At 67.2% G+C, this 22,558-nt stretch carries 16 protein-coding genes; 7 read left to right on the forward strand and 9 right to left on the reverse strand.

The features are described 5' to 3' along the window. Positions 1 to 41: 41 nt before the first annotated feature. Genes ACX9GQ_RS23725 through ACX9GQ_RS23745 form a run of 5 tightly spaced genes read right to left on the reverse strand, consistent with a single transcriptional unit; the run spans position 42 to position 4,750 of the window. Positions 42 to 1,091: an ABC transporter substrate-binding protein gene (locus ACX9GQ_RS23725; RefSeq protein WP_459632086.1), complete on the reverse strand. Its 1,050-nt coding sequence runs from the start codon at positions 1,089 to 1,091 to the stop codon at positions 42 to 44. Positions 1,092 to 1,109: 18 nt separating this feature from the next. Further along, complete coding sequence (locus ACX9GQ_RS23730; protein WP_459632087.1) at positions 1,110 to 2,366, reverse strand: DegT/DnrJ/EryC1/StrS family aminotransferase; 1,257 nt, start codon at positions 2,364 to 2,366, stop codon at positions 1,110 to 1,112. A gap of 2 nt (positions 2,367 to 2,368) precedes the next feature. Continuing rightward, positions 2,369 to 3,166 carry an ABC transporter ATP-binding protein gene (locus ACX9GQ_RS23735; protein ID WP_459632088.1) on the reverse strand — a complete coding sequence of 266 codons (798 nt, stop codon included), beginning with the start codon at positions 3,164 to 3,166 and terminating at the stop codon, positions 2,369 to 2,371. A gap of 12 nt (positions 3,167 to 3,178) precedes the next feature. Next, the gene (locus ACX9GQ_RS23740) at positions 3,179 to 3,967 is read right to left on the reverse strand and encodes an ABC transporter permease (protein WP_459632089.1); all 789 of its coding nucleotides are present in this window, start codon (positions 3,965 to 3,967) and stop codon (positions 3,179 to 3,181) included. Positions 3,968 to 3,970: 3 nt separating this feature from the next. Further along, positions 3,971 to 4,750 carry an ABC transporter permease gene (locus tag ACX9GQ_RS23745; RefSeq protein ID WP_459632090.1) on the reverse strand — a complete coding sequence of 260 codons (780 nt, stop codon included), beginning with the start codon at positions 4,748 to 4,750 and terminating at the stop codon, positions 3,971 to 3,973. 142 nt (positions 4,751 to 4,892) lie between these two features. Here ACX9GQ_RS23745 and ACX9GQ_RS23750 point away from each other — a divergent pair, with 142 nt between their 5' ends. From ACX9GQ_RS23750 to ACX9GQ_RS23765, 4 genes are all read left to right on the forward strand, one after another. Then, positions 4,893 to 5,930, forward strand: a complete 1,038-nt coding sequence (locus ACX9GQ_RS23750; RefSeq protein ID WP_459632091.1) for a LacI family DNA-binding transcriptional regulator — start codon at positions 4,893 to 4,895, stop codon at positions 5,928 to 5,930. 455 nt (positions 5,931 to 6,385) lie between these two features. Continuing rightward, the gene (locus tag ACX9GQ_RS23755) at positions 6,386 to 8,485 is read left to right on the forward strand and encodes an alkyl/aryl-sulfatase (protein WP_459632092.1); all 2,100 of its coding nucleotides are present in this window, start codon (positions 6,386 to 6,388) and stop codon (positions 8,483 to 8,485) included. Positions 8,486 to 8,735: 250 nt separating this feature from the next. Next, complete coding sequence (locus ACX9GQ_RS23760; protein ID WP_459632093.1) at positions 8,736 to 9,890, forward strand: hypothetical protein; 1,155 nt, start codon at positions 8,736 to 8,738, stop codon at positions 9,888 to 9,890. A 47-nt stretch (positions 9,891 to 9,937) separates the two neighbouring features. Continuing rightward, positions 9,938 to 10,189 carry a hypothetical protein gene (locus ACX9GQ_RS23765; protein WP_459632094.1) on the forward strand — a complete coding sequence of 84 codons (252 nt, stop codon included), beginning with the start codon at positions 9,938 to 9,940 and terminating at the stop codon, positions 10,187 to 10,189. An 81-nt stretch (positions 10,190 to 10,270) separates the two neighbouring features. Here ACX9GQ_RS23765 and ACX9GQ_RS23770 read toward each other — a convergent pair whose 3' ends face one another. From ACX9GQ_RS23770 to ACX9GQ_RS23785, 4 genes are all read right to left on the reverse strand, one after another. Then, complete coding sequence (locus ACX9GQ_RS23770) at positions 10,271 to 13,516, reverse strand: DUF7507 domain-containing protein (RefSeq protein WP_459632095.1); 3,246 nt, start codon at positions 13,514 to 13,516, stop codon at positions 10,271 to 10,273. 87 nt (positions 13,517 to 13,603) lie between these two features. After that, entirely contained in the window at positions 13,604 to 14,932 is a 1,329-nt protein-coding gene (locus ACX9GQ_RS23775; RefSeq protein ID WP_459632096.1) for an HlyD family type I secretion periplasmic adaptor subunit, read from the reverse strand. Beyond that, positions 14,929 to 16,692, reverse strand: a complete 1,764-nt coding sequence (locus ACX9GQ_RS23780) for a type I secretion system permease/ATPase (protein WP_459632097.1) — start codon at positions 16,690 to 16,692, stop codon at positions 14,929 to 14,931. The genes ACX9GQ_RS23775 and ACX9GQ_RS23780 overlap by 4 nt, the downstream gene beginning before the upstream one ends. A 423-nt stretch (positions 16,693 to 17,115) precedes the next feature. After that, the gene (locus tag ACX9GQ_RS23785; RefSeq protein ID WP_459632098.1) at positions 17,116 to 17,436 is read right to left on the reverse strand and encodes a hypothetical protein; all 321 of its coding nucleotides are present in this window, start codon (positions 17,434 to 17,436) and stop codon (positions 17,116 to 17,118) included. 372 nt (positions 17,437 to 17,808) lie between these two features. Here ACX9GQ_RS23785 and ACX9GQ_RS23790 point away from each other — a divergent pair, with 372 nt between their 5' ends. From ACX9GQ_RS23790 to ACX9GQ_RS23800, 3 genes are all read left to right on the forward strand, one after another. Next, positions 17,809 to 18,630 (forward strand): response regulator transcription factor, encoded by an 822-nt coding sequence (locus tag ACX9GQ_RS23790; RefSeq protein ID WP_459632099.1) that lies wholly within the window; start codon positions 17,809 to 17,811, stop codon positions 18,628 to 18,630. Positions 18,631 to 18,968: 338 nt separating this feature from the next. Then, positions 18,969 to 21,947, forward strand: a complete 2,979-nt coding sequence (locus ACX9GQ_RS23795; protein WP_459632100.1) for a PAS domain-containing hybrid sensor histidine kinase/response regulator — start codon at positions 18,969 to 18,971, stop codon at positions 21,945 to 21,947. Between the two features lie 256 nt (positions 21,948 to 22,203). After that, on the forward strand, positions 22,204 to 22,341 hold the full coding sequence (locus tag ACX9GQ_RS23800; protein WP_459632101.1) for a hypothetical protein: 138 nt from the start codon (positions 22,204 to 22,206) through the stop codon (positions 22,339 to 22,341). Positions 22,342 to 22,558 lie beyond the last annotated feature (217 nt).

The following is a 22,558-nucleotide window of genomic DNA, read 5'->3' on the forward strand; positions in this document are numbered from 1 at the left end:
GGTTGGAGGTCCGGACGGCCGGCGCCGCCCGGACCCTCGACTCACTTCTTGTCGAATTCCGTCGCGAAGGCCCTCAGCTTCGGGTCCGCCGCCACCTTCTTCATGAACTCGTCGGTGATGTAGCTCTTCGCGTCCGGGTTGGACGGAATGGTGCCGACGTCGGTGATGAAGGTGCCGATCTCGGTGAACCAGCCGTCGACGGCCGAGGCGCCCGAGCCTCGGCTCATGAGCTTGAGCTGCTCGTCCAGACCGAAGGTGGGCCGCAGCGCGAACTCCTGGTCCATGGCGCGCGGCGTCACCTCGAGCCCGCCCTGCTTGTAGAAGTCCAGCGCGAGAGTGCGCGCCTCGGCGGGATTGGCCTTGGCCCAGGACCAGCCGCGCAGGAAGACGGCGAGGAACTTGGCGACGTCGTCGGGACGCTCCTTGGCGAAGTCGGCCCGGACGATCAGCGCACCGGGAACTATGGCGCCGGCGTCCGCTCCCGAGCACAGGTACTTCGCGCCTGCCCGGTCCTCGAGCGTGTAGGTGTTCGGCGCCCAGACCCCGGCGATGTCACCGTTGTTGGAGGTCAGCGCCGTGATGATCTGCGCCTGGCCGAGGTTGACGAACTGCATGTCGTTGGCGGCCAGCCCCATCTTCACGAGGCACTTGCGGGAGGCGTAGTCCACCGTGGAGTTGGTGGTCAGCAGCAGGCGCTGACCCTTCAGGCTCTGCGGGTTGGCCTTGATCGCGTCGAACTTGTCGCCGCGCACCATCATCGCGTTCGTCTTGGACTCGTCGTTGGTGATGCCGATGGTCAGGATGTTGAAGCGGGCCGCGCCGAGGACGGCGGGAACCGAACCCGTCCCGCCGACGTCCCACGACTTGGAGGGCGCGGCCGCGATCTGGGGCGCACCGGCGGGGAAGGTGGTGAAGTTCGGTGCCAGCCCGACATCCTTCCACCAGCCCTTCACGGTCGCGTAGTGGAACGGCAGGGCCCAGTAAAGCGAGGGCTGGTAGCTGACGCCGATGGCGGTCTGCGCCTGGGCCGAAGCCGGCAATGTCGCGGCCAGCATCGTGGCCATGGCCACGCCTTGAAGAATGCGCTTCATGTCTCACTCCCTCCGTGGTTATCGGGCCTCGCGGACGGCGTCCGCCCGGCGTGTTGCACCCGCTCCGGTGTCTCCCGGAACGACGGTCTCGATGGCGTCGCGGACGATCTCCGCGATCAGGTCGCACTCGTCATCGGTCAGCGTGACCGGCGTGCGGATGTCGCAGAGCGTCGACAGCACGCGGTGGGTCCGGGCGAGGTCGCCCTGCTCGCCGGCATAGGCCCAGTGGCGCGGCGCACTGGTGAAGCCGACCTGCCGTTCCGCGCCGAACCACTTGATGGGCAGCCCCCTGGCCTTCGCGGCGTCGAGGACGGCCGTGATCTCGACCGGCGACAGGGATGGCAGCGAGAACTGGACCGACGTCGGCGAATACCGCGCGTGGGTCGATCGCGGCGGGAGGAACACCAGCTGCGATCGGGCCAACCCGGACGCGATGCGATCGTGGATCTCGTTCCAGCGGGCCGCGCGGCGCGGCAGTTCCGCCAGTTGGGGTCGCAAGAGCGCTGCGGCGAGCGCAGTCATGCGCATGCTGAAGTTCGGCACACGCTCGGCCACGGCCTCCAGGGCTGCAGAACCGGGACTGCTCAGGTGCTGGCCGTGCAGCATGTAGCTGCCCGAATGCAGGATGGCGGTGGCCGCCATGCCCTCGTCGTCCGTGACGAGGAACCCGCCCTCGCCCGCATTGAGATGCTTGTAGGTCTGAGCCGAGAAGGCCGCCGCGGCTCCGAACGTCCCGATGGCCTTGCCGCGCCAGCTGGCGCAGAGCGCGTGGGCGCAGTCCTCGACCAGGGTGAGGCCGAGGTCGCCGCAGGCCTGCATGACCCGGTCCATGTCGGCGATGTGCCCGCGCATGTGGGACAGCATCAGCACCTTCGCGCCGGACTGCCCGGCCTTGCGCCGCAGGTCGTCGATGTCGATGACGTAGTCCGTGCCGACCTCGACGATCACCGGCCGCGCCGCCGCGTGGAGAATGGAGCCGGGGACGGGCGCGAGAGTGAAGCCATTGATGAGCACCGCGTCGCCCGGCTGCACGCCCGCCACCTTCAGCGCGAGGAAGAGTGCGCCGCCGCCGGAGTTCAGTGCGACGCAGTAGCGACGGCCGACGAAGGCGGCGAACTCCAGTTCCAGTTGCGACGCATCGAGCTGGTCCGCGCCCATCTCGCCGTATCGAAACAGCCGGCCGGAGCGCATGAGCTCGTTCGCGCGCGCGATGCCCGCCTCCGGAATGGGTTCCGGCTCGGTCAGGTCACGCTGGAGGCGGGGACGGTCGTGCATCGTCAGCTGCCCTGGGACGCCTTTTCCTCGCGCAGCGATTTCCAGATCTGGGTGCGCAGATGGACGAAGGACTCGAGGTCCATCACGTCCTCGATCCGTGCATGCCGGTCCCAGTTCTCCGCCTCCCGGACCGACTTGATGTCGAGCACTTCCTTGATGCGGCCCGGCCGCCTCGTCATGATCGCCACCCGATCGGCCAGATAGACCGCCTCCTCCACCGCGTGCGTGATGAACAGCACGGTGCGTGGATTGCGACGGGCGAGGCGCACGAGCTCCTCCTGCATCACCACCCGCGTCTGCGCGTCGAGCGCGCCGAACGGCTCGTCCATCAGCAGCACGCTCGGGTCGAGCACGTAGGCCCGCGCTATCGCCACGCGCTGCTGCATGCCGCCCGACAGCTGATGCGGGAACGCGTCGGCATGCGACTCGAGGTTCATCAGCTTCAGCGCGCCGGCCACCAGATCGGTCCGTTCGCCGGCAGGGAGCCCCTTGTTGCGCAGGCCGAGCTCGATGTTCTCGCTGACGGTCTTCCACGGGAACAGCGCGAACTGCTGGAACACCACGGCCCGGTCCGGTCCCGGGGCCGTCACCACCTTCCCGTTGACGCTCACGGTCCCGGCGCTCGCCGACTCGAACCCGGCCACCATCCGCAGGCAGGTCGTCTTGCCACAGCCCGAAGGGCCTACGATGGCGACGAACTCCTTCTCGCCGATGTCGAGATTGATGTCGTCGAGCGCCTTGAAGCCGGCGCCGGCTCCACCGAAGACCTTGTCCACGTTCCTGAACTGGATCGATCCCATCGTGCGCAGTCCTTACGCTTCGAGGCCGCGGCGGCGGCGCAGCCAGGCTTCGCCCTGACGCAGCAGGACGTCGATGAGCATTCCCACCACCCCGATGGCGATCATCCCGGCCATGACCGTGGACGTGGCCACATTTCCCTGGGCCTGGACCATCATGAAGCCGACACCCGCGGCGGCGACGATGAGTTCAGCGCCGACGAGCGACTGCCAGCCGAGGCCGGCCGAGACGCGCAGTCCGGAGATGATGGACGGCAGGGACGCTGGCAGCAGCACTTCCAGGATGGTCCGGGTGTTGCCGGTGCCGAGCATGCGGGCAGCCTCGATGTAGCGAGGCTCGACGAAGCGTGCGCCGCGGTACGCGTTGATCAGGCAGGGCGGGAACGCCCCTGCGAAGATGATCATCACCGGACCGCCAATTCCGGTACCGAACCACAGCGCGGCAAACGGCACCCATGCGATGGGGGCAATGAAGCGCAGCCCGTCGAAGATCGGCGTCACGATGTCATCGAGCAGCCTGAACCATCCCATCATCAGCCCGAGCGGGATGCCGATGACCGCGGCGAGGAGGACACCGTAGGCATAGCGCTGGAAGCTGGATGCGAGATGCTGCGGCAGGGTCGCGCCAGCGAAGGGCTGGCTCAGCAGTGTGACGAACCGGGTGGCAACCTCCAGCGGACTGGGAAGGAACTGCCGGGGCACGAGGCCGGATACGGAGAGGAACGTCCACAGGCCGAGGAAGAGGGCCACCCCGAGGGCGCCCCACGCGATGCTCTGGAGGAGTGACAGGTTCCTGGACTGCATGGGTCAGTCCCTCGCCGCCACGTTCCAGGACAGCGCGCGCCGCTCGACCCTCGCGAGCAGCCAGGTCGTCGCCCATCCAAGCAACCCGACCGTCACCATCCCGACGAGGATCATGCCGGGGTAGATGTCCTGCTGCGCCATGTTCAGGACGAACCCCACGCCGACCAGCGCGCCGACCAGCTCAGCCGCGACCAGGGTGGTCCAGCTGGCCTGCAGGGACAGGCGCAGGCCCGTGAAGATCATCGGCGACGCCGCCGGCATGATGACCTCGCGGATCATGCGATGGCGCGGCGTACCGAGCATGGAGGCCGCCTCGAGGATCGGGCGGTCGATGTTGCGGACGCCGGCGAAGCTGTTGATGACCGAGGGGACGAAGGCGGAGAACCAGATCACCATGATCTTGGCCGCATCCCCGAGTCCGAGCCAGAGAATCGCCAGCGGGATCCATGCGAGCGGCGGGATCGGCCTGATGACGAGGAAGACGGGGTTGATCATCGCCTCCACGCGACGGTCCCACCCCATCCACAGCCCGAGCGGGACCCCCGTCGCGATCGCGACCGCAAAGCCCAGCGCCACGAGCTTCAGGCTTTGCAGCGCATGGGAGACGAGGTTGGCCCCGGCATAGCCACGCGTGCTGATCTGCGTCAGCGAGCGCCAGAACTCAGCCGGCGAGGGAAAGCGCGCGCCGCTCACAGTCCCGGTAACCGTGGTCAGGACGAACCACGTCGCGACCAGCGCGACGACGGTTGCGATCCCCACCAACTGACGGCGGCCGACGCTCACGAACCCTCCCTCGTCGCTCGTTATGAGAGCGCTTTCATCGACGCTCGCAGGAACTGCGCGGCTTGTCAATCCGAGGGACCCGTGCGCTAAACGTCGGCTTACCCTTGTTGCCTATGAAAAAACTTTCATCCATGATGACTCCATGAGCGCACCCCGGAAGCCAAGGCTGATCGATGTCGCGCGGGATGCCGGGGTTTCGCCGGCGACCGTGTCGCGCGCCATCGCCCAGCCCGAACTGCTTTCGCGCGACACTCTGGCCCGCGTCCGCGAGAGTGCCCAGCGGCTCGGCTACAGTCCCGACGCCGCGGCCCGTGCGCTGGCCTCCGGCCGGTCGATGACGATCGGCGCGGTGATGCCGACGCTCGACAACGCGATTTTCTCCCGCGCGCTGCAGGCGATGCAGCTGACACTTGCGGCCGAAGGGTACCAGTTGCTCGTTGCGTCGCACGACTACAGCGAGCGGGCAGAGGCCGAGGCCGTGAGAACCCTCCTGTCGCGGGGCGTCGACGGCCTGATGCTGGTCGGCGCCGAACGTGCCCCGGAGACGCACCGCTTGCTGCAGTCGGCGGGCGTGCCCGTCGTGCTGACGTGGTGCGGCAGGCCCGACACGCCGGCTGTCGTCATCGACAACGAGCGGGCGGGAGCGCTGGCCGCCGAACATCTGGTCTCCCTCGGCCACCGTCGGATCGGAATGATCAGCGGCCAGCACCAGTTCAACGACCGGCAGCGGGCGCGGATGAAGGGAGCGCGCGACTTCCTCGAGCGCGTGGGCATCGGACTGCCGCAGGCTCTGACATGCCAGCAGCCCACGTCCATCGCCGGCGGTCGCAACGGATGCGCTGTGCTGCTGGGGCTCGCCGACCCCCCAACCGCCGTCATCGGCGGGATCGACCTCATCGCGATCGGCTGCATCGTCGAAGCCCAGGCGCGCGGCATCGTCGTGCCCGACAACCTGTCCGTTGCGGGGATCGACGATCTGGACATGTCGGCCCACCTGTCGCCGCCTTTGACCACCGTCCACGTCCCGACGGCGCAGATCGGGACCGAGGCTGCGCGCAAGCTGGTCGACGTGCTGCAGGGGCATCCGACGGAGCAGACGACGACCCTTCCTGTCGAACTCGTCGTGCGACGCTCGACGGCCGGACCTCATCCACGGGGCGTTCGGTCAGGCAAGCGCTAGCGGTCAGGCCGGGCCCCGCATCCGACGAACTGAAGCGAGACGGGCGTTGCCTTCACGGGCACGCTTGTCGCGAGACGTGGCATCCCGCGACCTTGTTCGTTCCATTGCCGAGCGAGACGGCGCCCATTGCCGGGCGAGCGGTTGGGCCCGAGTTGGGACGCGTTCTCGACCCCAGGAACCCATTGCCAAGGCTCCGCTCATCCTGCACGTGTATGTCTCCCGTGCAGGGCGGAGTTTGCGATGGTCTCGTTCCGGGTCCCGCAGTGCGCGCAGTTGGCCTCAAGCTGCAGCGTCGGTCGGCATCCCGATGACTGGGAGCAACCTCGCGAGCCACTCTGCAGGCACACCAATCAGGTCAATGACCGGGGTGTTGGCTCTCCCTACCCCGCACTGCAACACGTTCCGGTCCGGGGGGTACAGGCCCCGTTCTGATCACGCCAGCCTTGGAGGATCGCATGTCGACGCGCCGTGAATTCGTTCAGGCCCTCCCCGCCCTCGGGGCAGCCTTCGCCGTGGGTTCGACGATCACCCTGAACGAGGGGGCGGCACAGTCGACGCCGGCGCCTCTCAAGGGCCATTTCCATCCCAAGGGGAAGGCACCGTCGAAGCACACGCTCGAGGTGCTGCGGAAGGCACGCGAAGGCCTGCCCTTCGGTGACCGCCGCGACTTCGAGGAGCAGCAGAGAGGGCTGATCGCGAAGATGCCGGAGATGAAGATCCGGGCGGACGCGGGGCATGTGGCCTGGGACATGGAGCAGTTCCAGTTCATCGACACGCAGGACGACTTCGACAGCATCCATCCGTCCCTCCTCCGCATCGCCAAGCTCAACAACAACTACGGTCTCTACGAGGTCATCCCCGGCATCTACCAGGTGCGCGGCTTCGACCTGTCGGACCTGACGTTCGTGCGCGGCAAGACCGGATGGATCGTGTTCGATCCGCTGGTCAGTGCCGAGACAGCGCGCGCCGCGTGGAAGCTCTTCCAGGATCACGTGGGCCAGGGACTTCCGGTCTCCGCGGTGATCTACTCGCACACGCACGGCGATCACTGGGGCGGCGTGCGGGGCATCCTGCGCGAGGAAGACGTGCGCAGCGGCAAGATCCCCGTCATCGCGCCCGTCGACTTCATGGCGCACACGGTCGCGGAGAACGTGTACGCCGGCAACGCCATGAACCGGCGGCTGTTCTACCAGTACGGCCTCCTGCTGCCGGTCGCTCCGCACGGCTTCGTCAGCCAGGGCCTCGGCGCCCGTGTCTCGGCCGGCGCCACCGGCCTGATCGCGCCGACGCGCCTGGTCGAGAAGCCGATCGAGGCGTTCGAGGTCGACGGCGTGCGGATGATCTTCCAGAACACGCCAAACACCGAAGCGCCTCGCGAGATGAACACCTACATCCCGGACATGAAGGCGCTGTGGATGGCCGAGAACGTCATCGCCTCGCTCCACAACATCTACACGCTGCGCGGTGCGCAGGTGCGCGATCCGCTCAACTGGTCCAAGTACATCGCGGAGGCCCTCTACCGGTTCGGCGTCACGGCCGAGGTGATGTTCGCCTCGCACCACTGGCCGCGCTGGGGCAACGCCCGGATCCAGGAGGTGATGCGGGCACAGCGTGACCTCTACGCCCACATGAACAACCAGGTCCTGCACCTCGCCAACCAGGGCGTGACGATCAACCAGATCCACAACGTCTACCGCCTGCCGCCGAGCATCCAGGCCAAGTGGGAGTGTCGCGGCTACCATGGCTCGCCCGAGCACAACAGCCGTGGCGTGGTCCAGCGCTACCTCGGCTTCTGGGACTGCAATCCGGCGACCCTGATTCCCTTGTCGCCGGATGCCTCGGCCCCTCTCTACGTGGAGATGATGGGCGGGCCGGCCGCCATCATGGCGAAGGCCCGGTCCCTGCATGACGAAGGCAAGTACCTGCTCGCGCAGGAGATCATGAACAAGCTCGTCCAGGCGCAGCCTGACAACCAGGACGCCAAGGACCTCCTTGCCGACATCTTCGAGCAGATCGGCTACCAGCAGGAGAACCCTGGCCTCCGGAACAGCTTCCTGTCCGGCGCCTACGAGCTCCGCACGGGGATCCCGCAGGGAGAAACGGCCAGTTCCAGCAGCCCGGACGTGATCCGCGCGATGTCGACGGAGCTCTTCCTCAATTTCCTCGCCATCCGGATGGACAGCAGGAAGGCGGAGGGACTGCGCTTCACCATCAATCTCGTCACGCCCGACAATGGCGAGAAGTTCCTGATCGAGCTCGAGAACGCGACGCTCACCAACATCGCGGGCTTCCAGGCGAGCACACCCGACCTCACGCTGACCATCAACAGGTCCGACCTCGAGCAGACGATGATGGGCGCCAAGACCCTCGAGAGCCAGATCGCGGACGGAACGGCGAAGGTGCAGGGCGACGTCACAGTCCTCGCGAAGCTCGCGGCGACGATGGTGGACTTCGATCCCCGCTTCGAAGTGATGCCCGGCACGGCGGCCAAGTCGTCGTCGGTCCATCATGCGCAGGCCTATCAGGCCGTCCCGGAGAAGATCATCGCGGAGTAGGGAGATCGGGGCCGATTGGACGCCGTGAAGCCGAGGAGCGATCCGGCCCGGCCTCCGTTCGCTGTTCCTCCGCCCGCCGGGAACGTCCGGGGCCTCCCTCGCCCGGCTACCCGATGCACTTCCGGAGCCATGAGAGGGGCTGCCCGGATCCCGGGGGTGTCCGGTTCGAGCGGGTGGGATTCGTGCCGTGATGTGATTTAGTACCTACGCGCGTCGACGGAGAAGGACGGGACAGATGCAGATTCGGTTCATGGCACTCGTTTTTCTCCTGGGCACCGCGATGCCCGCGCGGGCGGAGTTGCCCGAGTGCTCATGTGGCGACTTCGACAAGCTGCAGCAGGAACTCGACAATGCGACCACGCTGCGCGACCGCCACAAGGCGAAGGCGGAGGAACTCGAGAAGCGACGGGCCGCCGGCGAGTCGTCCTTCAGTCTGAGCGAAGCCTACGCGAGGTGGGAGCAGGATATCGAGAAGGGCGCAGGAGCCGGCATCAAGGCGACCGTGTCGACGCAGGCAAAGGCCATTGCCTACGTCCCTGCCGGGAACGCGCTCATCGAGAACGGCTCCATCACCGGGTGGACGTCTCCCGTCATGAAGGATGGCGCTCCGACGAACGTGTACGATGCCGCCAAGGCGAAGGCCATCGAGGCCGACTTCAAGGCCAGGGGCATCGACCTGTGCGAGTTCTCCAATCCCGACGCGGTCCGCCAGGCAGCCGAGCAGACCAGCTTCTGCAAGGGCGTCGCCGACATCACGCGGGCGCATGAGGAGAGCCACCGCGCCACCTGCCGCAAGATGGGGTTCATCGCCTTCTACCTCCGTGATGCGGCCCAGCTCGCCCGTGACGAGGTCACGGCCTATGACGGCCAGATCGCCGCGCTCCAGCAGGCGCTCGGCAAGGCCCTGAAAGGCGCGGAGGTCGAGTTCGAGGATGTCTCGAACATCACCTATTCCGGCCAGATGGCGACCTTCCAGTACAAGTTCGCCGTCGAGAAAACACGGGGCGCCATTCCCGACAATGACGGGAAGAGCTGGAACCTCAACCTCAAGGGTGTCCACCGGACCACCCCCGGCAGCATCCGCGTCGCGGGGATGAACTGCACCATGACGTCGTTCACCCGCAACGTCGACATGTCTCTCGCGGCGTCGGGCAAGGAGGCGAAGATCACGTTCAACGCCTTCGGCCCCACGCCGAAGATCTCGATCGCCTGCGGCCGCGGAGGTGGCGGCGGGGGCGGAGCGGGAACCGATCCCAGCGGCGAGGCCATCGCCATGCCGCTCAAGCTGAGCTCGACCGTCACCACGGACCTTTCGAAGAGCAAGGCCGCGACAATGATGAAGGGCATGATGACCGTAACGGGGACGCAACAGACGACGCTGAGGATCATCTGTCCGGCGAAGTGAACGCCGGATGGTGAGTTGCGCCGGTCGGGCCGATCCTCAGGGCAGCCTTGCCAGTCGGCATCGCTCACTCGGGCGGCCGCGAGTGGCGACGGCTGAGGCTGCGGGACGTCGCTCAGGCCTGGGCGCCGTGGGCGTGGGTGGGATCGGCGAGCGTCTCGATCACCTTGCACTCCGGAGACGGCTTCGGACCGATCATGGAGGAGGCGGTGCGGACAGGGTTCGGCGCCGCGAGCGACGTGCTTCTGCCGGCGCTCGTGACGGGCACCGTAGGCGACGCCATCGCGCGGCGGGCGGCCTAGCCGTTTCCCGCGCAGGATTGCGGACGCCGCGCATGAGGCGGAAGCGAGACCACGGTCCCGCTTCCGCCACTCGTGCCGGGATCAGGCGAGGACCACGCCGTGGTCCTTGGCCACCTTCCAGAAGGCGTCGGCGATGTCGGCGACCGGATCGACGGGTACGTAGGAGGCTTCTCCGCCGGGGTTCCAGCCCACCCACTTGTCGTCACCTGTCACGACAAGCTGGTTCTTGTTGTAGGCTTCCAGCGTGTTCTTCAGCCCTTGACCTGTGACCCAGACGTCCGACGACGTGGAGTCGACGTCATGCAGGGTGGACCAGAAGTCGGTCTTGCCGGTCAGGCCGCTCGTGAAGGCCCAGGTCTTGGTGCTCGACGTGTACTTGTAGTCGCTGGAATCCAGCACCCCGTCGGAGAGGGGCGACCCGCCATATGCCTTGAGCCAGGCTGCCGCCTCGCCGACGAGATCGCCGACCGGGTTCGGCGTCCCGCTTGGGGTCTGCCCGGGATCCTTGTCGCCGTTGTAGATGTTCAGTTGCGCCACGATTGCCTGCTTCAGCAGGATCTGCCGGACATCGCTGCCAGTGCTGTCGCTGGACGACACCAGGGCGAGGGCCGCCTGCTGTCCTGTGACGAAGAAGGTCGTCTCGTTGCCATCGGCGACGCCGTTCCCGTTCGCATCGCCGATCAGCACGCCACCGCTGGTCTTCGAACTCCACGACGAGAGATGGGTCGACCAGTAGCCGGCGGTCCGGCCGGTGACCCCCTGCAGGAAGCCGAAGTAGTTCGCAGCGTCCGTATCCGTATCCGTCGCCACGTGGCCCGCCAGGTCAGTGTAGCCGCCCGTGACCGTCGCCACGTTCGTGTGCTGGCCCGTCTGCCAGGGCGCGGAGATCGTCAGCGTGTAGCTGTCGCCCGTGGTGGACGCGTCGTGATCGTCTGCCTTCAGGCTGGGGATCGTGATCGACTTGCCGTCGGGGCCGAGGTTGTAGGTGTCGTCCGACAGGACGACGTTCTTGAGTTCCACGTTGCTCAGGTTCTGCACCACGAACTTGAACATCACCGGCGCCTGCGTCTTCGCCATGGCACCCGGCGCGGTATCCGCATCGACCCAGCTTTTGCCACCGTCGACCGACACGTATTTCTCGACGTCCAGGTCGACGTTGACCCCGAAATAGCTGCTGCCGTCGGCGGCCGAGGCCGTGGCGACGTGCCCTGCCGCATCCGTGTACGACACCTTGGCCGTACCCGTGTTGCTGTACGCCCCGATACCGGCGGTTCCGGTCGCCTTGTAGATCCAGGTCTCGCCGACCTCCAGGGTGTGGTCGCCGTCATCGCCGCTGGCATAGACGGGCTGGGCCGACAGCTTGTCGTCGGTGACCTTCACGTCCGCCTCGGCAATGCCGACGTTGCCGGTGTTGGTCACCTTGTAGGTCCAGCCGATCGCATCGCCGGCGACGACCACCAGACCGTCCCCGACGTTGTCCGGGTTCGAGCCGGCGCCGAAGTCGACGGTGTCCTTCACGATCGAGACCTTCGGGGCCGCGACGGTGTAGCTGCTGCCGTCGGAGGCCGTGGCCGTGGCCACGTGGCCCGCGGAGTCCGTGAAGGAAACCTTGACGGTGCCCGTGTTGCTGTACGGCTCCGTGCCAGCGGTTCCGCTCGCCGTGTACGTCCAGGTCTCGCCGACCTCCAGGGTGTGATCGCCGTCGTCGCCGCTGGCATAGACGGGCTGGGCCGACAGCTTGTCGTCGGTGACCTTCACGTCGGCCTCGGCAATGGCGACGTTGCCGGTGTTGGTCACCTTGTAGGTCCAGCCGATCGCGTCGCCCGCGACGACCACCAGATCGTCCCCGACGTTGTCAGGGTTCGAGCCGGCGCCGAAGTCGACGGTGTCTTTCACGATCGAGACCTTCGGGGCCGCGACGGTGTAGCTGCTGCCGTCGGAGGCCGTGGCCGTGGCCACGTGGCCCGCGGAGTCCGTGAAGGACACCTTGACGATTCCCGTGTTGCTGTAGGGCTCCGTGCCGGCGGTTCCGCTCGCCGTATACGTCCAGGTCTCGCCGACATCGAGCATGTTGTTGCCATTATCGCCGCTGGCATAGACGGGATCAGACGACAGCTTGTCGTCGGTGACCTTCACGTCCGCCTCGGCAATGCCGACGTTGCCGGTGTTGGTCACCTTGTAGGTCCAGCCGATCGCATCGCCGGCGACGACCACCAGACCGTCCCCGACGTTGTCCGGGTTCGAGCCGGCGCCGAAGTCGACGGTGTCCTTCACGATCGAGACCTCGGGATCGGCCCCGAAGTAGGACGACGAGTCCTGGGCCGTGACGTGCTGGGTCACCCCTTTCGCATCGGCATAGTCTCCCGCGACAGTCACCTGATTGGTGTAGCTGCCCAGTCTTGCGACCCCCGTGAGCTGGTAAGTCCAGGCCTCCGTCGTGTCGAGCTTGCCGTTTCCGTTGTCGTCGCCACTCACATACGTGGCGCTCAGGTCGTCCGCCTGATCTGGCGTACCCTTGTTGTCAGTCACGGTGACATTCGAGAGGGCCGCATTTCCCTCATTCGAGACGGTGTAGGTCCAGGTCACTGGCTCGTTGACATTAATGAAGCCGGCGTCGTCCTTGGCCGTGCCGGCCGGTGCTGCCGAATCCGTCGTCTTCTTGTCGACCCCGATGGCGCCGACGATCTCCTGGCCAAACGTGCCGAAGCCGGCCCATTCCTCATAGCCGGCATCGGCGGAATAGCCCTGGCCGTCGACAGTCCCGAACGAGGAATAGAGATAGACGTAGGCCGTATCGCTCAAGCCGGCGAAGTTGGACTCCGGCACGTAGACGAAGAGATCGGCCTTCCCGCTCCCTGCAGGCGCATCTGCGCCGGCATTCAGGTCGACGCGGTTGTCCACGGTGGACGTATCCATGTTGTAGACGAGGTTTTGCATCTGCAGCGTGGGCAAGTCGTCGATGGTGCCCGTATCTGCCGTATAGATCTTGAAGCTCTGGAGAGAGACGAGGCCCGTCGCCGAATTCGGCTCGTTGGCGTCGAGCTTGAAGGCGAAATAGTCCGTCGTGCCGATGGTCACCTTGGTCAGGCCGCCGAGTTGGATCGCCTGGGTGAAGGAATCCCGTGTGTCGTCCAACGGGAGCGGCGAGGCATCGGTATTGAAGCCCTGCTCGAAGCCGTCCTTGTTCTTGCCGGTCTCCTCGATGCTCAGGAACGGACTGAAGACGCCGCTCCCGCTCGGCACGCCATCATTCACGGTCTCGAAGATCGCGCCGTTGATGGTCTGTGACTGGATCTGCGTCGTGTCGGTCAGGTCGTAGATGCTCATTTCCCCACTCCTTGTAGCGGTGGCTTCAACTCACTCACTGCGCACGCACCGCACCGGGACGCGGGGGGTTGCCCCGGGGCGGACAGGTCATTGCGTTCGGAACGCGGTCCGGATCTGGTCCTCGAGGGGCTTGACGAAGTAGGACAGCACCGTGCGCGAGGACGTCTGGACGTAGACCTCGACCGGCATGCCAGGGACCAGGCGCATCTGCAGCCGGTCGAGCGTCCTGTCGGCCTCGGACGAGAGAGCGACACGCGCGGTGTAGTAGGTCGAGCCGCTTCGCTGGTCGGTCGCGACGTCGGCCGAGACGGTCACGACGCTGCCGTCGAGTTCGGGCGTCGTGCGCTGGCTGAACGCGGAGAACCGCAGAAACGCGGGCTGGCCGGCGCGGACGTTGTTGATGTCGTGCGGTGCGATCTTCGCCTCGACGGTGAGACGATCCGCCTCGGGCACGATCAGCATGACCGGCTCGCCCGCGTTGATGACCCCGCCCACCGTATGGACGGCGAGCTGGTGCACGACACCGTCCTGGGGTGCGCGCAGGTCGACGCGCTTCAGCTGGTCCTCGGCGGCGACCTTCCGCTCGCCGAGCTCTGCGATCTTGCCCTGGACGTCGCGGATTTCCTTGGCAACCTCGCTGCGCAGGTCCTGGTCGATCTGCAGGATCTGGAGGGCCGTCTCGCTGATCTTCTCGCGCGCCTGCGCCGCGGAGGCGATCAGCTGCCCGCGCTCGCCTTCCAGCCGCACCGCTTCGCGCTCGAGTTGCGTCAGCCGGGGCAACTGGACGAGGTTCCTGGCATAGAGGTCCCGGACGCCGGCCAGTTCGGACTGGATGATCGTCAGTTCGCGCCCCTTGGCCTCGATCTGGTTGGAGAGCCCTTCCACCTCCTGCTTGAGCCCCGTGGAGCGGTCCCGAAGCTGCGCCTTCTGGCCCTCTCGCGCATCGTGTCGCAGTCGCAGCAGAACGGACTCGCCCATCAGGAGCTGGGCCACCTCGTCGTCGGCGGCCCGCGGCACGAGGGCGGCTGGAACCGCGAGGGCATCCCGCCCGTCACGCTCCGCCTCGAGCCGGGCAAGGCGGGCCTGGAGTTCGTTCAGGCTCTTCACGACGATCGCGAGGCTGGCGCGCGTGATGGTGTCGTCGAGGCGCAGCACCACGTCGCCGGCGCGCACCCTGTCGCCGTCCCGCACACGCAGGTCGCCGACGATACCGCCCGTCGGGTGCTGCACCTTCTTCACGGCCGTGTCGACCACGACCTGGCCGGCCGCGACGACGGCTCCCGAGAACTCGGTGGTCGCCGCCCAGCCGCCGACGGCGCCGAAGAGGAGCGCGACAGCGGACACGCCGACGATCAAGTGGCGGCGCATGCTCCTGCCGAGAAGCACTTCCGCAGAATGGGCGGTGGCGAGCGTCATGCTGGGACTCCCTGGTTCACGGGCGCCGGGGCGCGGCCGGCGCGGGCCGACATGGACGCTGGCCAAGACGTCGTGTCCGCCTTCGCGGGTTCGTCCGGGATGGCCGACTTCGGACCGAAGGCGACGGCATGACCGTTCCTGAGGGCCAGCATCATGTTGCATCCGGCCAGCGCCGCCGGACGGTGGGCGATGACGACCACGATCCCGCGGCGCGCCCGCACGCCCAGGATCGCCTGTGTCAGCGCCGTCTCCCCTTCCGGGTCGAGGTTCGAGTTGGGCTCGTCCAGAACGACGAGGAAAGGATCCCGGTAGAGGGCGCGGGCCAGGGCGATCCGCTGCCGCTGGCCTGCCGACAGCGCGCCGCCGCCCTCGCCGATCGCCGTGTCGTAGCCGTCCGGCATCGAGAGGATCAGCTCGTGCACGCCTGCGGCCTGCGCCGCGCTCACGACGTCCTCGTCCTTGGCGGCGGGGTCGAACCGGGCGATGTTCTGCGCCACCGTGCCGGCGAAGAGCTCGACGTCCTGCGGCAGGTACCCAACGTGCCGGCCGAGCTGGCTGACGTTCCACTGGTCCAGCGCGGCCCCGTCGAGGCGCACCTTCCCTCTCTTCGGCGCCCAGACGCCGACCAGGAGGCGCGCCAGCGTCGACTTTCCGGAGCCACTGGGCCCGATGACGCCGAGGCCGTCACCGGCCTTGAGCGAGAAGTCGAGGTCGTGCAGCACGGGCCGATCAAGATGGGGAGGGCCGGCCAGAAGCAGGCTCACGGCGAGGGAGTGGCGCGGCGCGGGAAGGCTTGTGCGCGGCTCGGTCTGCGCATGTCCGTCGAGGATCTTCGACAGGCGCCGCCAACTCTGTCGCGCCGCGAGGAAGCTCTTCCAGTGGGCGATGGCCAGTTCCACCGGTGCCAGCGCCCGGCTGGAGATGATGGACGCGGCGATGATGATCCCGCCTGTTGCGCGTCCCTCGATCACGAGCCACGCGCCAATGGCCAGCACGCCGGACTGCAAGGCCATCCGGATCACCTTGGAAAGCCCGCCGAGCGTCGTGCCGACATCCGTGGCCCGCATCTGGGCGTTGCGGCAGGTATCGTTCTGGCGGGCCCAGCGGTCCTGCATGGCTTCCAGCATGCCCATGGCGTGGACCGCTTCCGCGTTGCGCCGCGCCTGCTCCAGCGAGGCCATCCGCTGACCGCCGGCCTTGGCCGCCGCCAGCGTGGCGCCGCGCGAGCCGAACTCGGCCAGCAGGGCAAGTCCGAAGAGCACCGCCCCGCCACCCAGGGCGGCGACGCCGATCAGCGGATGGAAGGCGAAGCAGATCGCCACGTAGAACGGAACCCACGGAAGGTCGAAGAGCGCGGACGGGCCGCCACCGGCGAGGAAGCCCCGCACCTGGTCGAGGTCGCGGACGGGCTGCAGGCCGTCGGCCAGGGCGCGCCCCGAGAGCGGCATCGTCATCACGGCGTGGAGGGCCCGGGGCGCGAGCCGTGCGTCCACGATCGCTCCGATCCGGTGGAGCAGACGATTGCGCGTGACGTCGATCAGTCCCTGGAAGCCATAGAGAAGCGCGGCCACCACGCACAGGCCAACCAGCGTCGGCAGGCTATGGCTGGGGATGACCCGGTCATAGACCTCGAGCATGAAGAACGAGCTGGTGAGATAGAGGATATTGACCGCGGCGCTCAGAACCGCCGCGACGATGAAGTACGTCCTCAGGCCTGCGAAGCCGATGCCGTCGATGGTGGTTGGACTGGACGAGCGCATGGAAGAGCCTTGTTCTGGGACGACGCGGCCCGCCGGTCAGCGAGCGGCAGGGGCCGCGCGCGGGCGGTTTCAGCCGACGGCGGCGTGACCCGACGTTCTGCGGATTGATGCGTGTCCTGACACCGTGACCTTCGCGGGTTCCGGCGACGCCGGTGTCGAAACTGCCTGCTCGCGGGTTCGCCGGGCTGGAACGCCGAGCGGGACCAACGCCGGGATGGACAGCAGGGGCGCCAGACCGTGGGCGCCGACGAACCCGCCCAAGCCGATGCACACGGCCGGGATCGCGCCCCTGGCGGCGAGGATGAGGGGCATGGGAAGCTGTCTCATGGATGACTCCGCGAAAGACCCAGCGGTGCCCCGGCGAGGGCCCGCGCCGGCCATCAGGGGATGGCCTTCGAGAAGGATCGGAAGTTGTGGGCCGGCTCAGCCCGGCTTGCCGGGCGGACTCGCCGGCGGTCTCGCCACGCGAGCCGGCAGGCCGCTCGAGAGCGCTTCCAGCGACCTGCCGACCTGGGCCGTGTAGTCGTCCGTGGCTCTGGTCACGAAGGCCTGCCACGTCGCCAGGGCTTCAGCGGTTCCCCGGGTCTCGGCAAGGTCTCGCGGCAGGCGCATGTCGGCCTGCCAGCGCCGGGCCGCGAACGACAGCCATGACTGGGCCATCTGGAGGCCCGCCCGCAGGGGGCGGGGATCGAACGGCTGGAAGGCCGCTCCGTCACCCTGTCGACCGGCGTTTGCTCGGGACATCCCGGCCCGCTTTCCTTGATGCAAAGGCTCGTTGCGATCGTCCGTGACCATGGATCTTGCGCCCCCGACGCACAGATGCCGGCTTTGCTGCTCGATCATCTGGCTGAAGCATATGCAGGCAAGCGCACGAACTTGAAGGTAGCGAATTGTTAAGATTTGTTCGGTGCGGGCCGGGGCATGCTCCGGTCGCGCCGGGCCGGCTGCGCTTCCGCACAGCCGAAGCTGCCGGCCCGTGCCTTCGCCATGCGGCTCTCGTGGCAGCGGACGGCGCGGTTGTGATGCATCAACGCCAAATTCGGCACGCTGATGAAAACTTGAACATGATGATTGAGCCGAAGGCGGCGGGCTGGCGTTTCAGCAGAGGGGGTTCCGGTGCCGAGGCATGCAACGATCCTCATCGTGGATGACGAACCCGAGGTCCGGCAGATCCTGCGCCAAGGGCTGGAAGCGGAAGGCTATTATGTCGTGGAGGCCGGGAGCAGTTCGGCACTTCTCGCCGCCCTTTCCGCGACGCGGGTCGACCTGATCACGCTCGACCTCAATCTCGGGCAGCAGGATGGATTGGAACTGGCCCGCGAGATCCGCAGGATCCGGAACGTCCCGATCATCATGATCACGGGGCGTGGGTCCCCGCTCGATCGCGTGGTCGGGCTCGAGCACGGCGCGGACGACTACATCGTCAAGCCATTTCACATCCGGGAGGTCGTGATCCGGATCCGGACCACGCTCGAACGGTACGCATCTGCCCTCCTGCCTGACACCGATGAAGCGGCACGACGATACGCCTTCGACGGCTATGTGCTGGATGCGGGCGCGCGGGAGTTGCGTTCGTTGATCGGCGGACTGGTCGATCTCACGGAAACCGAACTGCATCTCGTCGAACTCTTCGTTCGCAACCCGGCGCGGGTTCTGTCTCGCGACGAGATCTGGCAGGCGGTGCGAGGGCGCGACTGGTCGCCGCTCGACCGCACGCTCGACGGCCACATCGCACGCCTGAGGCGGAAGATCGAAGCGGGGGAGGAACAGGAGCCCCGCATGATCAAGAGCGTCCGGGGCGTCGGCTACGTCCTCGCGGCGGAAGTGCGTCAGCTTCGGCCCTCCACGACGCCCCACGCGCCGCTGGAGGCTGCCGTCGGGCCGGACGGCGCCACCACGAAGGCGGAAGGCGAGATCGAGGTTTGGCAAGGGCCCTGACGCGGCTCATCCACTACTGCGCAACGCTGAACCTCCATCTCGAACGGATACCGTTGCCTTTCTGCGTCTTCTCGCGAAGCCGACCGCTTCTGTCGGATCCGCCGGTCCAGCAAGGTTTCCGAGCCCAGGCCTCCGGCCAGACATGGGTGAAGGCCGAAATGGATCAAGTGCAACTCGTCCCGTAGGATGAGCTCGAGCTTGACAGCTCGCCGGTTTGGGAGATGGGCAGGCGAAGGATCGGCTTTCCGCATCGGCACCTGGACAGCCGTCCCTTCCGGCTGTCGTGACGCTCGCTCGGGGTCGTTCATTCGCGTGACCCGATCAAGGGGGCAGCAGCCATGTCGACCTTGCGAGAGGCCGGGTCCGCAACGCCTTCCGAGACCGAGTTGCCGACGGGCCCGGGTTCCTCCAGGCCGCAAGGGCCGACCTCTGCGCCTGCCGAGGAAGCGGGATCTCCCCCCGCACCGTCCGAGGAGAGCGCCCGTTGGAAGCTCATCGTCTCGGCAGCGAATGTCGGGTTGTTCGACTGGGACCTGAAGACCGATCGCGTCGTCTACTCACCCGAGTGGAAGCGTCAGATCGGATACTCGGAGGAGGAGATCTCCAACCGGTTCGACGAGTGGGAAAGCCGCGTCCATCCCGACGACCTCGAGCCGACGTTGAGGCAGGTCCGGTCGTTCATCGCGAACCCGGGTTCGCGACACGAAGTCGAGTTTCGCTTTCGCCACCGGGACGGACGGTACCTCTGGATCTACACGATCGCCGACGTCTTGCCCGACCGGGACGGCAAGCCCACCCACCTGCTCGGCTGCCACATCGACATCACCGAACGCAGGATGACCGAGGCGGCGCTGCGCGACCTCAACGCGACGCTCGAGCAGAGGGTGGGGGATCGCACGAAGGCGCTGCAGCAAAGCGAAGAGCTCAACCGCCAGACCCTGCAGGCGCTGCCCTCGCACATCGCCGTGCTGGATCGCGAGGGCCGCATCATCGCCACCAACCAGGCCTGGGATACCTTCGCGATGGCGAACGGAGCCAAGGCCAACCCCTTGGTCGCCGTGGGGGCCAATTACCTCGATGTCTGCCGGCGCGCCGCCGTGACCGACCGCACGGCCGTCGACGCTCTGTCCGGCCTGGAGGCCGTGATGAGTGGCCGGTCGGCCCACTTTGCGATGGACTATACCTGCAACAGCCCGACCCGGAACCGGTGGTTCGCCATGACGGCCGTGCCGCTCCGCGACGCGGAGGGGGGCGGCGCCGTCGTCACGCACTCCGACATCACCAAGCGGGTCGAGGCCGAGCGTGCACTCGCCGAAAGCCAGTGGCTGCTCGCCGAAGCCCAGCGTGGAGCTCATTTCGGCAGCTGGAGGTGGGATCTGGAAACGGGCGAGGTCCGATGGTCTCCCGAATTGTACGCGCTCTATGGGCTGGACCCGAAGAACTACACCCCTTCGATCGACTCCTTCAGGCGCTTCGTTCACCCCGACGATCGGGCGATGGTGGCCGAGACGATCAAGAAGATCGTCCGTCTCGGGGCGCCGATCGAGTTCGACTTCCGCATCGTCACGGAGTCCGGCGGGGTCCGCGTTCTTCTGACGAAGGGCGAGGTGACCCAGCTTGACGACCGGGGCAGGCCGCGCGTGATGACCGGCATCAACCTGGACATCACGGCCCGCAAGGATGTCGAGAAGGCCCTCGCCCTGAGCGAAGAGCGGCTCCGTCTGGCGACGACGGCCGGGAAGATCGGCATCTTCACGATCGACGTGCAAACGAGGACCTTGCAGTACTCGGCCGGCCTCTCGGACATCGCCGGCTCACCCGGCCTCCGCGATGAACGGATCGAGGATGCCCTCCTCCGGATCCATCCGGACGACCAGGAGCGTTTGCGACGCAGCTTCAAGGCGGCTCTCGATCCCGGCGGAACCGGCCGGCTGGACATGGAGCTGCGGGTGGCGCGCCCGGAAGGAGAGGTGCGCTGGCTGGTCCTGAACGGGCAGGTCGCCTTCGATTCTCGTCCCACGGGGCGCCAGCCCGTGCGGATCGTCGGGACATTCCACGACGTCACGGAGCGCAAGCGCGCAGACGAGGCCCTCGCCCAGGCGAACGAGGCGCTCGAGGCCCGCGTGGCAGAACGCACGCAGCAGTATGAGAGCGAGATGAAGTTGCGCGAGCACACGCAAGCCGAGCTTGCACAGGCGCAGCGCGTGGAGGCCCTCGGCCAGCTGACCGGAGGCATCGCACACGACTTCAACAACCTCCTGACCGTCGTCTCCGGAAACCTCGAGCTCGCGGAGGCGAGGATTTCGGACGAGACCGCGCGGCGGTTCGTGCAGCAGGCCATCGAGGCCGTCCAGATGGGCGCCAGCCTGAACCGGAGGCTCCTGTCCTTCGCGCGGCGCCGGAATCTCGAGCCCCAGAGGCTCGTCCTGAACGACCGCGTGACGGAGATGCAAAGGCTTCTCCAGCGCACGCTCGGGGAAGAGATCGCGCTCGTCAACAGGCTCCAAGGAACCCTTTGGCCACTGCTCGCCGATCCCGGGGAAGTCGACAGCGCCATCATCAACATCGCGATCAACGCGCGCGACGCGATGCCCCTCGGGGGAATGCTGACGATCTCCACGGGCAACGAGCGGCTCGGCAGCGAGCTGGCTCGCAAGGCAGGCGTCAAGGAGGGCGACTATGTCTGCCTGACGCTGACCGACACCGGCCAGGGCATGCCGCCGGAGGTGCTGCAGCGCGCGATCGAACCGTTCTTCACGACCAAGGACACCGGCAAGGGCACCGGTCTCGGCCTTAGCAGCGTCTACGGCTTTGTCCGCCAGTCGGGCGGAGTGCTGGACATATCGAGCGAGGTGGGAAGGGGCACGACAGTGAAGATCCTGCTGCCCCGCGCCCCTGATGGGCAGACGGCCGCGCGAACGGGTTCGCCGACCGAGCGCGTGCCGACGGGCGACGGCGAGCTGATCCTGGTGGTCGAGGACAACGATCAGGTTCGGGCGGTGACGCTGGGTCGGCTCGAGGCCCTCGGATATGCCGTGATCGAGGCCCGATCCGGGCCCGAGGCGATCGCGGCGCTGGGCACAGACGCTCCCGTTTCCCTCGTCTTCAGCGACGTGCTGATGCCGGGCGGGATGTCGGGTTACGACGTGGCGCGCTGGGTGCGGAAGGAGAGGCCCGACCTCAAGGTGCTGCTGACCTCTGGCAACCATGAATCCATTCGGCGGGAGCCCGTCGACACCACGGGACGTCGCGTTCTTGCCAAGCCCTACACGTACGCGCAGCTCGGCCGGGCCGTCCATGAGGCTCTCGGAGGATGAGCTTCGGCAGCGCCGGTTCCTCCGCGACACCCTTTCATCGTCGTGACGACGTCATGGACGCGGCACACGAACGCATGACGGAGAGTCTGCCGTAAGCCTCGCCGCCCCGCGGCCTAAACGGACATTCATCCGCCTCCAACCCGCCCCGGCCGCCGGGCCGGGAAAACGCGTGCGGGCTTTGGAGGCAGGCACCGACGGCGCGGCCCGCTCGTCCTGCACGAAGCCGGAAATCGCACCGCGCACCTGCGCCGGATGAATGCCCAAGCCGGCCATCCCCATCCGGGTCGACGACGCCGGTGCCCGCCGACCGGCCGCGAACCTGAACCTCACGGCCTCGGAGGTGAGCCCGCAGGCGTTCGAGGTCCTCCGCTGGATCGTCCAGAAACGCCGCTGACAGTATCATCTTGCCGGCCTCCCTGGTTCGAGTCCCACGTGCTCTTTGCTTCGACCTGCGCTTCCGCCCTGCGGCTCGGGTTCACGCCACGATCGCACCACGGGAGACGGCCGCCCTTGATCTTTCGCAGCACTAGGGTCCGGACTCAATTGATCCAGTAAGCACAAGTGGCGGCGATGAGTGCGCCTGCGAGGTAGTTGCGTGCGAGTTTGTCGTA

Source organism: Alsobacter sp. R-9 (genome assembly GCF_054612375.1).

What these genes read in the sequence shown, in the direction of transcription:
- ACX9GQ_RS23785 (WP_459632098.1), bottom strand. Translation starts at nt 17,436, where the DNA reads ATGTCCCGAGCAAACGCCGGTCGACAGGGTGACGGAGCGGCCTTCCAG.
- ACX9GQ_RS23770 (WP_459632095.1), bottom strand. Translation starts at nt 13,516, where the DNA reads ATGAGCATCTACGACCTGACCGACACGACGCAGATCCAGTCACAGACC.
- ACX9GQ_RS23735 (WP_459632088.1), bottom strand. Translation starts at nt 3,166, where the DNA reads ATGGGATCGATCCAGTTCAGGAACGTGGACAAGGTCTTCGGTGGAGCC.
- ACX9GQ_RS23725 (WP_459632086.1), bottom strand. Translation starts at nt 1,091, where the DNA reads ATGAAGCGCATTCTTCAAGGCGTGGCCATGGCCACGATGCTGGCCGCG.
- ACX9GQ_RS23795 (WP_459632100.1), top strand. Translation starts at nt 18,969, where the DNA reads ATGTCGACCTTGCGAGAGGCCGGGTCCGCAACGCCTTCCGAGACCGAG.
- ACX9GQ_RS23755 (WP_459632092.1), top strand. Translation starts at nt 6,386, where the DNA reads ATGTCGACGCGCCGTGAATTCGTTCAGGCCCTCCCCGCCCTCGGGGCA.
- ACX9GQ_RS23740 (WP_459632089.1), bottom strand. Translation starts at nt 3,967, where the DNA reads ATGCAGTCCAGGAACCTGTCACTCCTCCAGAGCATCGCGTGGGGCGCC.
- ACX9GQ_RS23750 (WP_459632091.1), top strand. Translation starts at nt 4,893, where the DNA reads ATGAGCGCACCCCGGAAGCCAAGGCTGATCGATGTCGCGCGGGATGCC.
- ACX9GQ_RS23760 (WP_459632093.1), top strand. Translation starts at nt 8,736, where the DNA reads ATGGCACTCGTTTTTCTCCTGGGCACCGCGATGCCCGCGCGGGCGGAG.
- ACX9GQ_RS23780 (WP_459632097.1), bottom strand. Translation starts at nt 16,692, where the DNA reads ATGCGCTCGTCCAGTCCAACCACCATCGACGGCATCGGCTTCGCAGGC.
- ACX9GQ_RS23800 (WP_459632101.1), top strand. Translation starts at nt 22,204, where the DNA reads ATGCCCAAGCCGGCCATCCCCATCCGGGTCGACGACGCCGGTGCCCGC.
- ACX9GQ_RS23730 (WP_459632087.1), bottom strand. Translation starts at nt 2,366, where the DNA reads ATGCACGACCGTCCCCGCCTCCAGCGTGACCTGACCGAGCCGGAACCC.
- ACX9GQ_RS23775 (WP_459632096.1), bottom strand. Translation starts at nt 14,932, where the DNA reads ATGACGCTCGCCACCGCCCATTCTGCGGAAGTGCTTCTCGGCAGGAGC.